General features: G+C 73.9%; 11 protein-coding genes. 2 read left to right on the top strand and 9 right to left on the bottom strand.

The window, feature by feature from the left end; all coding sequences use genetic code 11:
- Positions 1-67: 67 nt before the first annotated feature.
- A complete protein-coding gene (locus BLW57_RS34375) occupies positions 68-1,141 on the top strand; it encodes an NAD(+)/NADH kinase (RefSeq protein WP_093479605.1) in 1,074 nt (357 codons plus the stop codon).
- A gap of 99 nt (positions 1,142-1,240) precedes the next feature.
- Here BLW57_RS34375 and BLW57_RS34370 read toward each other — a convergent pair whose 3' ends face one another.
- The 3 genes from BLW57_RS34370 to BLW57_RS34360 form a co-directional block, all read right to left on the bottom strand.
- Entirely contained in the window at positions 1,241-1,876 is a 636-nt protein-coding gene (locus BLW57_RS34370; protein ID WP_256339654.1) for a phosphotransferase-like protein, read from the bottom strand.
- A gap of 109 nt (positions 1,877-1,985) precedes the next feature.
- Positions 1,986-4,628 carry a SpoIIE family protein phosphatase gene (locus BLW57_RS34365; protein ID WP_093479604.1) on the bottom strand — a complete coding sequence of 881 codons (2,643 nt, stop codon included), beginning with the start codon at positions 4,626-4,628 and terminating at the stop codon, positions 1,986-1,988.
- A 124-nt stretch (positions 4,629-4,752) separates the two neighbouring features.
- Positions 4,753-5,094, bottom strand: a complete 342-nt coding sequence (locus BLW57_RS34360) for a transglycosylase family protein (RefSeq protein WP_305657100.1) — start codon at positions 5,092-5,094, stop codon at positions 4,753-4,755.
- Positions 5,095-5,747: 653 nt separating this feature from the next.
- Between BLW57_RS34360 and rox the strand changes: the two genes are divergently transcribed.
- Positions 5,748-7,172 (top strand): rifampin monooxygenase, encoded by a 1,425-nt coding sequence (rox, locus tag BLW57_RS34355; protein ID WP_093479602.1) that lies wholly within the window; start codon positions 5,748-5,750, stop codon positions 7,170-7,172.
- Positions 7,173-7,249: 77 nt separating this feature from the next.
- Here the strand turns inward: rox and BLW57_RS34350 are convergent, their stop codons facing one another.
- The 6 genes from BLW57_RS34350 to BLW57_RS34325 are packed head-to-tail and all read right to left on the bottom strand — an operon-like array spanning position 7,250 to position 14,198.
- A complete protein-coding gene (locus tag BLW57_RS34350) occupies positions 7,250-8,047 on the bottom strand; it encodes a 4'-phosphopantetheinyl transferase family protein (protein ID WP_093479601.1) in 798 nt (265 codons plus the stop codon).
- Positions 8,048-8,107: 60 nt separating this feature from the next.
- On the bottom strand, positions 8,108-9,424 hold the full coding sequence (locus BLW57_RS34345; protein ID WP_093479600.1) for an MFS transporter: 1,317 nt from the start codon (positions 9,422-9,424) through the stop codon (positions 8,108-8,110).
- Positions 9,421-10,968, bottom strand: a complete 1,548-nt coding sequence (locus BLW57_RS34340) for an argininosuccinate lyase (protein WP_093479599.1) — start codon at positions 10,966-10,968, stop codon at positions 9,421-9,423. The genes BLW57_RS34345 and BLW57_RS34340 overlap by 4 nt, the downstream gene beginning before the upstream one ends.
- A complete protein-coding gene (locus BLW57_RS34335; protein ID WP_093479598.1) occupies positions 10,965-12,224 on the bottom strand; it encodes an ATP-grasp domain-containing protein in 1,260 nt (419 codons plus the stop codon). Before BLW57_RS34335 ends, BLW57_RS34340 begins: the two co-directional genes overlap by 4 nt.
- Positions 12,221-13,279 carry a PLP-dependent cysteine synthase family protein gene (locus BLW57_RS34330; protein ID WP_176985831.1) on the bottom strand — a complete coding sequence of 353 codons (1,059 nt, stop codon included), beginning with the start codon at positions 13,277-13,279 and terminating at the stop codon, positions 12,221-12,223. The genes BLW57_RS34335 and BLW57_RS34330 overlap by 4 nt, the downstream gene beginning before the upstream one ends.
- A 1-nt stretch (position 13,280) precedes the next feature.
- Positions 13,281-14,198, bottom strand: a complete 918-nt coding sequence (locus BLW57_RS34325; RefSeq protein ID WP_256339653.1) for a GHMP family kinase ATP-binding protein — start codon at positions 14,196-14,198, stop codon at positions 13,281-13,283.
- Positions 14,199-14,306: the final 108 nt, after the last annotated feature.

Raw genomic sequence — 14,306 nt, 5'->3', positions numbered from 1 at the left:
CGCGCCGGGACGGCCCGGTCCCCGACGAGGATGACGGTAGGTGCGGAGCGACGGCTGGGAGGCGGCTATGACGGTGAACCGGGTCGGTCTGGTCGTGCACGGCGGCCGCGGCGAGGCGGTGGCCGCCGCGGCCGCCGTGCACGAGTGGTGCGCCGAGCACGCCGTGGGGTGCACCGACATCGACGTGTGGCAGGAGGGCTCGCGGCACAGCGCGCGGGAGGAGGTCGACGCCGCGGGCGATCCCGACCTCATCGTCACGCTCGGCGGTGACGGCACCTTCCTGCGCGGTGCGCGGCTGGCCGCCGAGAACGACGCCATGGTGCTCGGCGTCGACCTGGGCCGGGTCGGCTTCCTGACGGAGGTGCCCGCGCAGGCGGTGCGCGCGGCGCTGGACGCGGTGCTCGGGGAGCGGATCAACGTCGAGAGCCGGATGCTGCTCACCATGCGGGCCTCGTGCCGGCTGGAGGTGCCCGCACAGGTGGAGACGCTGCTGCGGTACGGCCGTGGTCCGATGCTGCCACCGCCCCGTGTGCGCGTGGAGTGCGAGACGGGGAGCGACTGGGGTGTCGCCCTGAACGTCACCGCGCTGAACGACGTCGTCCTGGAGAAGCTGGCCCGGGACCGGCAGGTGTCGGTCGGGGTCTACCTGGCCGGCCGGCTCCTCGCCTCCTACTCCGCCGACGCGTTGCTGGTGGCCACGCCCACGGGCTCCACCGCCTACAGCTTCGCCGCCGGCGGTCCGGTCGTCTCGCCCCGCGCCGAGGGCCTGGTCTTCACACCGGTCGCCCCGCACATGGTGTTCAACCGCTCGGTCGTGGCCGCCCCGGACGAGCCCATCGCCTTCCGGGTGCTGGAGCGGTCCGGACAGGCCGCCGTCAGCATCGACGGCCAGTTGCGCGGGGTGCTGAGCCCCGGGGACTGGATCGGCGTGTACGCCGCTCCGCGACGGCTCAAGGCGGTCCGGCTGGGTCCGATGGACTTCTACGGCCGGCTGCGTGAGCGGATGAACCTCACCGACGCGCCGGCCGCACTGGCCGACGGCACCGCCGCGCCCTTGTGGCCGGTGACCACTCCACCGCCCGGGGACCTGGCCCACCTGGCCCTGCCGCCGGCCCCCGAGGACGCGTCCTGGCGGCCCTGACCCGCGCCGCTCCCCGCTCGTCCTCCGACGGCGCTCGGGTCAGGGCCCGTACGGCGAGGAGCGAGCCGTCCGGGAACGGCTGCCGGCGCCCGCGCCCGGTCATCGAGGTCCCGGCTGCCCGGCGGGCTCCCGCGGCGTCAGCAGGGCCGGCCGGAGTTGTTCGAAGGCGGTGGGGCGGGGCCGGTGCGGCAGGAAGTCCCGGATGCGCAGGGCGCATTCCTCTGGGGAGAGCAGGCTGGTGTCGACGTCGAGGTCGTGCAGTCCGGGTGCGTGGACGTGGTCGTACTGCAGTGCGGCCAGTCCCGGTTGCCGGTCACCGCGTTCGCGCTCGCGCCGCCGGAGTTCGGGCAGCGGGCAGCGGACGCCGACCAGGACCGTGTCCGCCGGGTCGAGCAGGCCGAGGAGGTCCGTCAGCCGCCAGCGACGGCTCAGCGGATGGTCCACGACGAGGTTGTTGCCCGCCGCGGCCATCCCGGCGACCGCGCGGTGGAAGCCCTTGACGGCGCGGTCGATCTCCGCCTGGAGGTCCTCGTCGGCGATGGGACGGTGGCAGCGCATGGCGTGGAAGGCGCCGACGGGAAGGTGGAACCACGTTCCGTCGAGCACGTCGAGCAGGGCGCGGGCGATGCTGGACTTCCCCGAACTCGACGTGCCGTTGAGCAGCACGACCGTGCCGCCCGCGGGAGTGTCCGGAATCGTCGCGTCGGCCGGATCGGCCGGCGTCGGCCCAGTCACCACGGATTCCCCCCACCTCACCGGATGCGTTCCGGAAGGAACCTGGTACAGGACCGCGTCGGCCCGTCCACGGGGTTTCCGCGCGGCCCGCGTCGGCCGGTGCGCCCGGTCAGCCCGGTGGTGGGGTGCGCAGGGCCAGCAGGGCGATGTCGTCCGTGGTGTCGGTGCCGAGGCCGAGGACCAGCTCGTCGCAGAAGACGTCGAGCGGGGCGCGCGCCAGGGCTGCGGTGTGCTGCCGCAGCCGGGTCATGGCGTCCCCGAAGGACTCTCCCCGGCGTTCGATGAGGCCGTCGGTGAACATCAGCAGCGTGGAGCGGGGCGGGAGCGGGTCGTCGGCGGTGACGCGGGGCAGGTTCGGGTCGAGGCCGATCAACGGTCCGGCTCCCCCGTCGAGGTAGCCGGTGTCACCCTGCTCGGTGGTCAGCAGCGGCGGCGGATGCCCGGCCGAGGAGTGGCGGAGCTCCCACGGACCGCCCTCCGGGCCCTTGACCACGGCGTACACGCACGTCGCGGTGGCGTGCGGGTAGAGGGTGTGGCAGGCCAGGTCGAAGCGGTGCACGACCTCCGCGGGGGGTTCCTGCCGGTCCACGGCGATACCGCGCAGCAGGTTGCGCAACTGGCTCATGGCGACGGCCGATTGCAGGTCGTGCCCGGTCACGTCGCCGATGACGAGGGCCGTGTCGCCCTTGGGCAGGACGAAGGCGTCGAACCAGTCCCCGCCGATCTGCGCGTCCGCCCCGGACGGGGCGTAGCGGGCGACGAGTTCCAGGTGGTCGACGTCCGGGAGGTGGGGCAGGAGCGCGCGCTGCATGCGTTCGGAGGTGCGCCGGGTGTGCTCGTGGAGGCGGGCGTTGTCGACGCCGAGGGCGATGCCGCGGACCAGGTCGGTGACGAGCGGGAGGTCGTCGTCGGTGAACGGCGGGTCGTCCCGGCCGCGGACCAGGGTGAGGGCGCCGAGTACCTCCCGGCGGGCCCGCAGCGGGGCGATGATCGCGGTCCGGGCCCCCAGCTGCTGGAACAGTTCCTCCTGACTCTCGTCGAGCGGGCTGCCGAGCCGCGCCGGGGAGGAGACGTCCGCGAGCCGCAGCGGGCCCGCGCCGCGCAGCACCCGGGGCAGTGGTCCCCCGGTCTCGTCGGACATCGGCGGCAGTGCGCCCAGCTGTACCCCCGGTTTCAGCGCCTCGGGCGTGCGGTGGACGACGCAGACCCGCTCCACCCGCTGGTGCTCGCCGAGCAGTTCGACCACGCACCACTCGGCGAGCTGCCGGGTCAGGACCCGGCACACCCGGTGCAGGCCCTCGGTCAGGTCCAGGGTGCTGGTGAGCGCGCTGGTGGCGTCCACGAGCAGGCTCAGCCGGTTCAGCGTCGCGTCGCCCTCGTACGGGTTCCCGGCGGGCCGTTCCCGTGCCCGCACGGCCGGCCGGTGCGGGGGGCCCGGCTGCGGCCGGATCGCGTGGTGACCGGTGTGGTCGCCGCCCGGCGGCGCGGCCGGGGCCGTGCGGGCACCCAGCTGGGCGACGAACACGGTACGGCCGTCCAGGGCCTCCTGGGTCTGGATCCGCAGCCGGATCGGGATCAGCCGGCCGTCCCGGTGCAGCGCGGGCAGCGGTATGGAGCGGCCGAGGATGCGCGGTTGCCCGGTGAGCAGCAGGGACCCGAACGCCGCGGCATGGCGGTCCCGCAGGTGTTCGGGGACGAGCACGGTCAGCCGGCGTCCGACGAGGTCGTCCGGCTGCCAGCCCAGCAGGTGCGCCGCGGCGGCGTTCACCGCGATGATGCGGTTGCCGTCGTCGGCGGCGATCGTCGGGACCCTGCTCGCCTCCACGTCGGCGGCGTCCCACGGCGCCAGCTCGGTGGAGGAGGCGCTCGGCGCGTGGGGGAAGAGCGTCCAGGCGGTGGGGGGTTCGCCGGACAGCTGGCCGGCGATCTGGTCGAAGAGCCAGCCGCAGAAGGACCGCACCTGCGGCAGCGCGGGAAGGGTGAGGAGGCTTCCCTGCTGGGCCGCGGAGTCGGCCAGGTCGAGTGTCAGGCGCAGGGCGGCCACGGCGGGCCCGGCGTCCGCCGGGAACGCCACCCGCAGGCAGAGGGTGGAGCTGTCCGGGGCCTCCTCCTGCACGGCGGCCGTCGTACAGGCGCTGATCAAGTTGCTCGTGTCCAGGGCGGTGAGGAGCTCCTGCCTCGACAGATCGCCGGGCAGGGCGTGTGCGGCCGGGGCGAAGGAGACGAGGGCCAGCTCACGCAGGAGGGACTCGCGGTGCTGCTGCGCCGCCGCGTGGAGCGCGTAGGGCAGGTCGATCAGGGCGACCGTGACGGTACGGCCGGCCGCCGGCACGGTGTCCCAGGGGGACGACGGCGGCACCGGCATGTCCGGCCACAGCTCGAACCACATCGTCTTGCCGCTGTCGCCGATGCGGACGCCGTGGAGGGCGGACAGCTCCTCCAGCAGCTTCAGTCCGCGTCCGGTGCCGGCGTACGGCAGCCAGGCGTGCGGTATCGGTCCGCGGTCCGGCCGCCGGTCGGCGACCGCGACGTGCACCCGGTCCGCGGTGCGGTCCACCTGGACCTCCACCTCGGTACGCGCGTGCAGGACCGCGTTGGTCACGAGTTCCCCGGCCAGCAGCTCGGCGGTCTCGGCCACCTCCGGTGCGGTGCCGGCCAGCGCCGACCGTACGAATCGCCGGGCCGACACGACGCTTTCCGGCCGCGGGGGAAACCGCCGCGACGGTGCCTCCCAGGGAGCCGGGCCGTCCATACGGACCGGTGTACCCAGGAATCACGGACGGAAAGGCACGTGCCGGGTGTCCGGTCCTCCCGGCCGCCGGGGTACCCGCCCTACCCGCGGCCTCCCCTGCCGAGGGCGCGGCACGCGGCGCCGCTCAGGCGCAGCCCCACGCGGACATTCCCTGGATGGCGGCCAGACGGCCGGCCACGGCGATCTGTTCCCTGCGCGTGGCCAGGTCGGCCCGGCTCGCGTACTTCAGACCGCCGGCCGCCACCCAGCTGGACTGCCTGAACTGCAGCCCGCCGAAGTATCCGTTGCCGGTGTTCGCCCGCCAGTTGCCCCCGGACTCGCACGCGGCGATGGAGTCCCAGTCGGCACCGAAGGGACTGAAGGGCAGGGCGGTCGCCGTGGGCCCGGTGGCGAGGGCCGCGACGGCGGACAGGGAGAGGAAAGCCGTGCGCAGTCCTCGCGGAGAGGTGCGACGGCTCCCGGTCACAGTGAAAGGGTTGGGACGCAACATGCACAGACTGTTACATAGCATTTACATTTCGTAGTGATGGCACGCTGTGGGGTCGCGGGAAATTTCTCGGCGCTGATCATCCCGGGAGGCATGGCCAGGCGCGGTGGCACGCGTCTCGGGGGCACAGCGGTGGGCCACGGAGGCGTCCACGCCGAGACCCCGATGAAACCCTTCCGCGACTACTACAGTCCGGACGGCGCGAAGGCGGATCGGCCGGCGGACGAGAAGGGCCCCGCCGACATGACGGCAGGTCCTCGCCCGGGGCGACGACCGTCTCATCGCCTGGGGGTGCGATCCCGAGAAGTGCTCCGGCAAGGGGGAGTTCCACAACCAGTTGCTGCTGGTCACGATCGGCAGCGGCGAGGTGGTGCCCCTGAGCGGCTCCCGCAGGGCGAGCGCCGACCACCCGGGCCGCTGGACCCCGGTCTTCAGCTCGCGCCGACCGAAAAGGGTTGGACGCGGTGATGGCCGGCTTGTAGCTTGCGGCTGTCCGTGACACCGCCCGAGGAGGTGAGACCCATGAACGCTGTATCGCTGTGGGTGCTCCCCCTTTCCGTCACGGTCGGGCGATCGACGTAGGTGTCGTTGGGAGTGCCCCGCCCACAAGGCACTCCCGAAAGGCAACACCTATGTTCGACGTGATCATCGCCGGATGCGGGCCGACCGGCGCGATGCTGGCCGCTGAACTGCGGCTGCACGATGTGCGGGTACTCGTTCTGGAGAAGGAGACCGAGCCCGTGTCGTTCGCCCGCGTGGTCGGTCTGCATGTGCGCAGTATCGAATTGATGGCCATGCGCGGGCTGCTGGACCGCATGCTCGAACACGGGCGGCGGCGTCCGGCCGGCGGATTCTTCGCCGCCATCGACAAACCCGCGCCGAAGGACCTGGATTCCGCACACGCCTATCTGCTGGGCATCCCGCAGCCGGTCGTCGTTCGCCTGCTCGAAGAGCATGCGAGGCGACTGGGCGCGCAGGTCCGGCGCGGTGGTGCGGTGGCCGGCCTCCAGCAGGACGACGAGGGTGTGACCGTCGAACTGGCCGACGGCGAACGGCTGCGCTCGCGCTATCTCGTCGGCTGTGACGGCGGACGCAGTACCGTGCGCAAACTGCTCGGCGTCGGCTTCCCCGGCGAGCCCTCGCGGACCGAGACGCTGATGGGCGAGATGGAAGTGGGTGTGCCGCAGGCGGAGATCGCCGCCAAGGTCGCCGAAGTCAAGGACACCTACAGGACTTTCAGCCTCAGGCCCTTCGGCGAGGGGGTCCATCGCGTCGTGGTCCCTGGGGCGGCAGTCGGTGAGCGCGCGGAACCGCCCACCCTGGAGGACTTCAGGGAACGGCTGCGGGCGGTCGCCGGAACCGACTTCGGCGTGCACTCCCCGCGCTGGTTGTCCCGCTTCGGTGATGCCACCCGGCTGGCCGAACGCTATCGGGTCGGGCGGGTGCTGCTGGCCGGCGACGCGGCACACATCCATCCGCCCGCCGGCGGGCAGGGCCTCAACCTCGGTGTCCAGGACGCGTTCAACCTCGGCTGGAAACTGGCGGCACGGATCCGCGGCTGGGCGCCGGCGTCACTGCTGGACACCTACCAGGCCGAACGTCGTCCGGTCGCCGAGGACGTGCTGGACAACACGCGCGCCCAGATGGAACTGCTGTCCACCGAACCGGGCCCGCGGGCGGTGCGCCGGCTGCTCACCGAACTGATGGACCTCGACGAGGTGAACCGCCGTCTGATCGAGAAGATCACCGCTGTCGGCGTCCGCTACGACTTCGGCGACGGCCCCGATCTGCTCGGCCGCCGACTGCGTGACATCGACGTGGCCCGGGGCCGCCTCTACGATCTGCTGCGTCGCGGCCGCGGACTGCTGCTGGACCGCACCGGACGGCTGACCGCAGGGGGCTGGTCGGACCGGGTCGATCAGCTCGCGGATCCCACCGCCGCACTGGATGTCCCGTGCGTCCTGCTGCGCCCCGACGGCCATGTCGCCTGGATCGGCGACGAGCAGCGGGACCTGGACGACCATCTCCGCCGCTGGTTCGGCCGGCCCGCCCGCTGACGGTCGGCGGCGGGGATCGCCGGGGCCCGGCAGCCGCGTGACGGCGTGCCGGGCCGGCCCCTCGCGGGTGCTCCGGGTCAAGGCTCCGGTGCTTCCGGTGGGGGCCCGCCGCGGATGTCGTGGTCCGAGAGACGGTTCACCCGGGGCACGGGTGCCGTCAGCCTGCCGTGCACGGCGACGGCCGCCGCGTAGCCGCGGTCGACGGGCACGTCGAGGAGGGTCCACCCGGTGGGCGGATACGGGCCGTCCGGCTGCCCGGAGCCCACGTAGTCGGCCGCCGGGTCCCGGCCCAGGCCGGTGCCCAGACCCTTGAGGTACGCCTCCTTGCGGGTCCACAGCCGGGCCAGCGCGCGCGGCCGGCGCATGGGCGGCAGCGCCTCGATCTCCGCCCGCTCGGCCGGGTGCAGCATGGCGGCGAGTTCGGCGGCGCTGCCCGGATCGGCGACCAGGTCCACGTCGACGCCGATGGGTGCCACCGCGGTGCCCATGAGGACGAGATCGCCGCGGTGGGAGAGGGAGAAGTGCAGCTCGCGGGTGGCGCCCAGCACGGTCGGCCGGCCGTGGGGGCCACCGCAGCACGGGCAGGTCTCACGGCCGTAGCGGATGTCCTGCGGCCGGGTGCCGAGGTAGGTGCCCAGCAGGCGGCGCAGGGCCAGATGGGCGGCGGTGAAGCGGATCCGGTCGCCGCCGTGGGCCAGTTCGGCGGCGCGCCGCCGTTCCGTCGCGTCCAGCACGGTCGGGTCGAGTCCCGCCCCCCGGACGTCGGGGACCCTGAGCAGCCAGAGGTCCAGGGAACCGGGCCGGGGCAGTGCCAGTCCCGGGGGCGCCGCCGCGTGCAGCAGGGTGCCGCTCGCGGGGGCTGGGGAACCGCTCATGGGATCACTCACCGGACCCCTCCTGTTCGATGACGATACGCGGGCCGCCGCCGGGGCGGCTCAGCTCCGTCCGAGGACGCCGACCGGCCGGTCCTGGACCTCGGGTGGTGTGGGTGGTTCGGTGGGCAGGTCGCGGTGCGCGCGCAGGGGTCCCGCCAGAAGCAGCGCGGAGCTGACCGCGAGGCCTCCGGTGAGCAGCCACAGCGCGGGCCGCACGCCGAGGGTGGCGCCGAGGGCACCGCCGAGCAGCGAACCGACGGGGATGGCACCGAAGTTGGCCACGGACATGCTCGCGGTGATCCGGCCCAGCAGGTGCGGGGGGCAGTACTGCTGGCGGAACGTGCCCTGGATGACGTTGGCGGACACCACGCCCAGGGCGAGGACCGCCCCGCCGAGGGCGAGCAGGACGACCCGCCACCCCGGTTGGGCCAGCGGCACGAGCAGCCCGAACGGCGCGGTGGCGAACTTGCACAGCAGCATGCCGCGGGCCGAGCCGAAGCGCCGGGAGAGCGCGCCGGCCAGGACGGCGCCGAGCAGCCCGCCGACGCTCGCGCCGGCCAGCAGCCAGCCCACCGCGGCCGCCTCGACGCCCAGGTCGCGTACGAGGAAGACGGTGAGGAGGGCCTGGTAGCCGGTGAGGAGCAGGTTGGTGACGGTGCCGTACGTCGTGAGGACGCGCAGGTACGGGTCGCGCACCGTGTACCGGAGGCCGTCGCGCACGTCCTGGCGCAGGGCCCGGGGGGCCGCGGACTTCTCCGGACGGGGTTCGGACCTGCGGATGCCGAGCAGGCAGAGGGTGGAGACGAGGAAGGTCGCGGCGTCGACGAGGAGGCCGCTGACCGCTCCGAACAGCCCGGCCAGCATGCCGCCGCCGCCGAGCCCGGCGAGTTGTGCCGCGGACTCGCTGCCCTGGAGTCTGGCGTTGGCCTCGGCGAGGTCCTCGCGCTCCACGACGGACGGCAGGTAGACGCGGTAGGCGATCGAGAAGAAGACGTTCGCCAGTCCGGTGAGCAGGGCGACCACCAGCAGCTGGGTCATGGTCAGCGCGTCCAGCCAGGCGGTGGCGGGCACGCTGGCCAGCAGCACCAGTGAGCCCAGGTTGCACACCAGCATCAGCGGGCGGCGCGGCAGCCGGTCCACCCAGGCTCCGGCGGGCAGTCCGACCAGCAGCCAGGGCAGCCAGGCCGCCGCGGCCAGCGCGCTCACCCAGAAGGTGCTCGCGTCGAGGCTGACGACGGCGACCAGTGGCATGGCGACACCGGTGACGTTGCTGCCGAACCGGCTCGCGGTCTCCCCCGCCCACAGCAGCCGGAAGTCCCGTTGCCGCAGCAGTCCGCCCCGGGGCCGTGGTGCGGTGGCTCCGGTGGGTGCGCTCATCGGTCGGCCACCACCTTGGCGACCTCGTCGGTCAGCCGGTCGGCGGCGCCGGCCCAGCGTGCCCGGCGTGCGGTGAACTCCGTCTCCACGGAGGCGAGTTCGGAGCGCGCCTGGATCAGCGCGGCGTCCGGCGCGGTGCCGCCGGGGCCACCGCCGTGGGCGCAGGCGGTGGCCACCGTCTCCGGGTCCAGCCAGTCGGCGGGGTATCCGGCGGCGGCGCCGGCCACGTCGGGCTGCGCACGGGACGCCTCGGACAGCGGGAGACCGCCGTCCAGAGCGGCGAGGACGGTCTCCCCGACGAGATGGTGGGCGGTGCGGAAGGGTATGCCGTCCACGACGAGGCGTTCGGCGAGGTAGGTCGCCGAGGTGAAGCCGTCCCGGGCCCGGGCGCGCATGCGGTCGCGGTCGGGTTCGGCACCGGCGACGACGAGCCGCAGCAGGGTCGCCGCCTCCTCGGTGCCCGCGAGACCGGGCCACAGGTGGCGTACGGCCTCGGTACCGACGGCGATGGCGTTGGTGTAGCCGGCGGTGGACATGGCGGTGGCGGCTCCGGTGAAGCCGGCGAGGGCGGCGGACGAGCGTCCCTGGACGTGCTCCAGCAGGAACGGGTTGCGCTTCTGCGGCATCATCGAGCTGGAGCCGACCAGGTCGTCGGCCATCCGCAGCAGCCCGAACTCCTCGGTGGTCCACCAGGTCAGGTCGCGGGCGACCCGGGCCATGAGCACGCCGAGGACGGCCGAGGCGGACAGCATCCGCAGCGCGAAGTCCCGGGAGGCGACCGCGTCGACGGAGTTCGGCGTGGCGGCGGTGAAGCCGAGGAGTTCGGCGGTGCGGGCCGGGTCGACGGGCACCGAGGTGCCGCCGACGGCCCCCGCGCCGAGCGGGTTGACGTCGATCTCCCGTCCTGCGTCGAGCAGTCCGGCGGCCGAGCGCAGTACGGCGCCGGCGACCCCGCACAGGTAGTGGCCGTAGGAGATCGGCACGGCGGGCTGGCCGTGCGTGTAGGCGGGCATGACGACGTCGCGGTACCGCTCGGCCCGGTCGAGCAGGACCCCGGCCAGCTCCAGGACCTCGTCCAGCAGCCGGGCGTAGGGGGCGCGCGCCCGGAGCCGTACGGTGGTGGCGTTGAGGTCGTTGCGCGAGCGGCCGGTGTGCAGCACACCGCCGGTCCGCTGGCCGAGCCGGTCCACGAGCCAGCCCTCGTAGGCCAGGTACAGGCCGCGGGGCATCGGGCGGTCCCGGACGGGGCCGAAGTCCGCGGCACGCAGGGCGTCGATGGTGTCGAGCAGCGCGCCGGCGCGGGCCGCGTCGACGATGCCGCGCTCGGTGAGCATCACCAGGTGGGCCCGGTCCACCTCGCTGATCAGCCGCAGTTCCCGGCCGATCGGGTCGTCGGCGCCGGAACCGTACTGGTCGTAGACGATGCGGTGGGCGGTCGCGTCGAGAGCGGTGCGCAGCCTCCCGGTGTCCACTCCGCCGATGTCCGGCGTGCGGTCCGGTGCCGGGCCGGCGACCGCGTCGGCGGCGTACGGGGTCGTGCTCATACCGGCCTCGCCTCCCGCGCCGGGGTGTGCTCCAGGGCGGTGGACAGGCCGAAGGAGAGGGCGGTGTCGGCCGCCCGCGCGGACTCCTGCGGCGTCGCTCCGGCGGCGATGACGTGCCCCAGCCGGCCGCGGAAGTCCTCGGCCGGTCCGACACGGGTGCCGGGCGGGCGGTACAGGGCGGCGTCCACGACGCCGGGCACGGCGCGGGCCGCCGCCTCGCCGGCGTCCGTGTCCGCGAGGACGGCGTCGGTGCCGGCGGTGAGGAACCGGATCGAGGCGGCGCCCGCCGCGTCGGTCGCGTCGGTGAGGTCGACGGGCAGGCCGAGGCCCGCGCGCACCTGGGCGCCGACCAGGTCGACACCGCGGGCGCGGCGCACCAGCTCCGGGATCATCCCGCCGGCCAGGCGGGGGTTGACCTCGATGACGCGGGCCACGCCCGCGTCGAGGCGGAGTTCGACGTGGGCCGCGCCCCAGCCCAGGCCGAGCGCCTTGACGGCGTGCACGGCACTGTCGACGAGGGCCGCGGCGTCGGGCGCGGTCGGCACGGCCGGTACGTCGTGTCCGGTCTCCACGAAGACGGGCGGTGCGCCGACGTGCTTGGCGACCGTCACCACGGCGTGCTCGCCGAACACCTCGACCGAGAACTCGGGACCGGTCAGGTACTGCTCGACGAGGACGCGGGCGGGCGTGGTCAGCCCGCGCTCGTTGACCGTCGCGGCCAGCAGGCCACGGGCGTGCGCGGCGACCTCACCGGTGTCCCGGCACAGGCGGACGCCCAGACTGCCCGAGCCCTGGACCGGCTTGACCACCACCGGGCCGCGCCGCCACTGCGCGGCGGCGACCGCCTCGGCGACCTCGCCGGCCACGGAGAACCAGGGGACGGGCACGCCCGCCTCGGCCAGGGTGCGGCGCTGCACGGACTTGTCCCGGCAGGCGCGTACCGCGTCGGCAGACGGCCCGGGCAGCCCGAGCCGTGCCGCGAGGTCCGCCGCGGTGGCGACGTAGTACTCCGAGCTGGAGAGCACACCGGCGATCCGCGACCCGGCGGCGAGCCGCTGTACGGCGGCCCACAGGGCGTCGCCGTCCGCGGTGTCGACGACCACCGTGCGCAGCTCGTCCTCGGCCGCGTAGGGGTAGCGGCCGGGGTCGGCGCTCAGCAGCACGGGCTCGGCGCCGAAGGCACGGGCCCGCTGCGCGAACTGGCGTCCGGTACCGGTGGTGTTGGACTCGACGAGCAGCAGCAGTGGGGTGTTCATGCGCCCGCCTCCGGCATCATCACGTCGTCGAATCCGCGGCGCGCCCAGACCAGCCGGGCCCAGGCGGGCGGGGCGTCGAGCGGGTGCTCGACGGTCACGGGGCCGCCCGGGGCGGGGGCCGGCTCGATGCCCTGCTCGCGCAGCCAGTCGGTGTTGTAGACGGTCGACTGATAGCGGTAGCCCTCGTCGGGCAGCACCATGACGACCTTGCTCCCGGGGTTGCGGGCGGCCCACCAGGAGGCGACCTGGAAGGAGGCGCCGCTGGTGGGGCCCATGAACAGCCCGTGGGTGCGGAACAGCTCGTGCGTGGCGTGGAAGGCCTCGGCGGCGGTGACCCAGTGGACCTCGTCGTAGGCCGCGTGGCGCACGTTGCCGGGGTGGATGCTGCTGCCGAGGCCGCGCAGGGTGCGCGGTCCGTCGGGGGTGCCGAAGATGATCGAGCCGTGGGTGTCCACACCGACCAGGTGCAGGGCCGGGTCGGCGGGGCGCAGCGCGGCCGCCAGGCCCCCGGTGGAGCCGCCTGAGCCGACCGGGCCGACCAGGCAGTCCACGGAGCCGATGGTCTCACCGACGAGTTCGGCCACGGCCGCGTAGGCGCCGGGGTTGTCGGGGTTGTCGTACTGTCCCGGCACGAAGCTGTCGGGGTGGAGCCGGCGGAGTTCCTCGACCCGGGCCAGTCGGGCGCCCTGGATGCCGCCGGGCTGGCCGGCGTACTCGACGATCTCGACGGTGGCGCCCAGCATCTCCAGCCGGGTGCGCAGGTCCCGGTCGATGGCGGAGTCGCCCACGATGGTCAGGTCGTAGCCGCGCAGCCGGCACACCATGGCCAGGCCGAGCGCGAAGGTACCGGACGAGGTCTCGATGATCCGGGTGCCCGGCCGCAGCTGCCCGGCGGCCTCCGCACGGTCGACGATGAAGCGCGCGGGCAGCAGCTTCATCAGGCTGAAGGCGGCCGCGTAGAGGTTCTCGGTCACCTGGATGATGCGGGGCAGCTCGGTGGCGTCCACCACCGAGTCGTGCACCCGCGCGGCGCCCGCGATCGTGGTCGTAGTCATGTCAGTCACCCGTCGTGAAGATCCACTGCTCGTGGATGCCGATGTTGTGCAGCAGTCGTCGGCCGTGCTCGGTGCGTGCCTCGACCTCGGGGTCGTCGCGGTCGTAGAGGAGTCCGGCGATGTCCCCGCTGTGCGCGGTCTGGATGCCGAGGGCGCCGGTCTCCCGCTCGATGGCGCGCAGGCCGTCCAGGAGCGGGATGGGCAGGTGCCGTTGGTTGATCTCGGTACTGGCCGAGGCCACCGCGCCGACCAGCGCGACGTCCTTGGTGTGGATGGCTTCCCGCAGCATCGCCTGGAGTTCGGCGAAGACACCGATCTCCGTGCCGTCGTAGCGGGCCGGCGGGAAGGCCAGGGTGTCGACGCCCTTGCCCTCGTTCTCGGGCCGGGAGCCGAAGCCCAGGACGCGCAGGGCCGGCATCCGGTAACCGAAGTCCTCGATGACCCTGCCCTCGCGCTGCGCGAACAGCACCGAACTCTCCTTGAACATGAGGGAGTCGGAGGCCGTCTCGGCGCACACCGCGATCCGTGCGGTCTCCTCGGGCGGCAGCGGACGGACCAGGGCGTCCTGGACGGCCCAGATCGCGGCCAGCACGTCACTGGTGGAGGAGCCGAAGCCGCGGCACAGCGGGACGTCGCCGGTCAGTTCGAGGTGGCCGCCGACCGGCCGGTCACCGGGCGGGACACAGGCCTCGACGGCCAGTTGCGCGGCGCGCCGCGCCTTGGTCTTCCAGGCCGGGGAGACGGTCAGTTCCTCGCCCCGGGCGGGGATGAAGGACGCCTGGGTGGTGTGGACGGTGCAGGGCATCGTGACCAGCCCCCGGGTGAGCTGGCCCTGGTGCGGAAAGACGCCCTGGAGAATTTCGCCGTGATGTATCGGCGCGGAAGCGACGCCGACGCGCCAACCGGAATGATCCACCATGTCCTTGACTTCCTCTGGGGGCCGGACCGGACCGCTCACTGGGCCTGGCCGATCATGCGGACCCCTTCACGCTAGGCAGTGGCGGGGTGCGGATCCGGCTGGTGAAGC

It is taken from the genome of Streptomyces sp. 1222.5, assembly GCF_900105245.1.
GTDB lineage: Bacteria > Actinomycetota > Actinomycetes > Streptomycetales > Streptomycetaceae > Streptomyces > Streptomyces albidocamelliae.
The sequence above is the reverse complement of the archived record's forward strand: the minus strand, read 5'-3'. Positions and strand labels throughout refer to the sequence as shown.

Bases quoted from the DNA above. Each gene is read 5' to 3' on its own strand.
- BLW57_RS34375 (WP_093479605.1), top strand. From the start codon at position 68: ATGACGGTGAACCGGGTCGGTCTGGTCGTGCACGGCGGCCGCGGCGAG.
- BLW57_RS34365 (WP_093479604.1), bottom strand. From the start codon at position 4,628: ATGGACGGCCCGGCTCCCTGGGAGGCACCGTCGCGGCGGTTTCCCCCG.
- rox (WP_093479602.1), top strand. From the start codon at position 5,748: ATGTTCGACGTGATCATCGCCGGATGCGGGCCGACCGGCGCGATGCTG.
- BLW57_RS34350 (WP_093479601.1), bottom strand. From the start codon at position 8,047: ATGAGCGGTTCCCCAGCCCCCGCGAGCGGCACCCTGCTGCACGCGGCG.
- BLW57_RS34345 (WP_093479600.1), bottom strand. From the start codon at position 9,424: ATGAGCGCACCCACCGGAGCCACCGCACCACGGCCCCGGGGCGGACTG.
- BLW57_RS34340 (WP_093479599.1), bottom strand. From the start codon at position 10,968: ATGAGCACGACCCCGTACGCCGCCGACGCGGTCGCCGGCCCGGCACCG.
- BLW57_RS34335 (WP_093479598.1), bottom strand. From the start codon at position 12,224: ATGAACACCCCACTGCTGCTGCTCGTCGAGTCCAACACCACCGGTACC.
- BLW57_RS34330 (WP_176985831.1), bottom strand. From the start codon at position 13,279: ATGACTACGACCACGATCGCGGGCGCCGCGCGGGTGCACGACTCGGTG.
- BLW57_RS34325 (WP_256339653.1), bottom strand. From the start codon at position 14,198: ATGGTGGATCATTCCGGTTGGCGCGTCGGCGTCGCTTCCGCGCCGATA.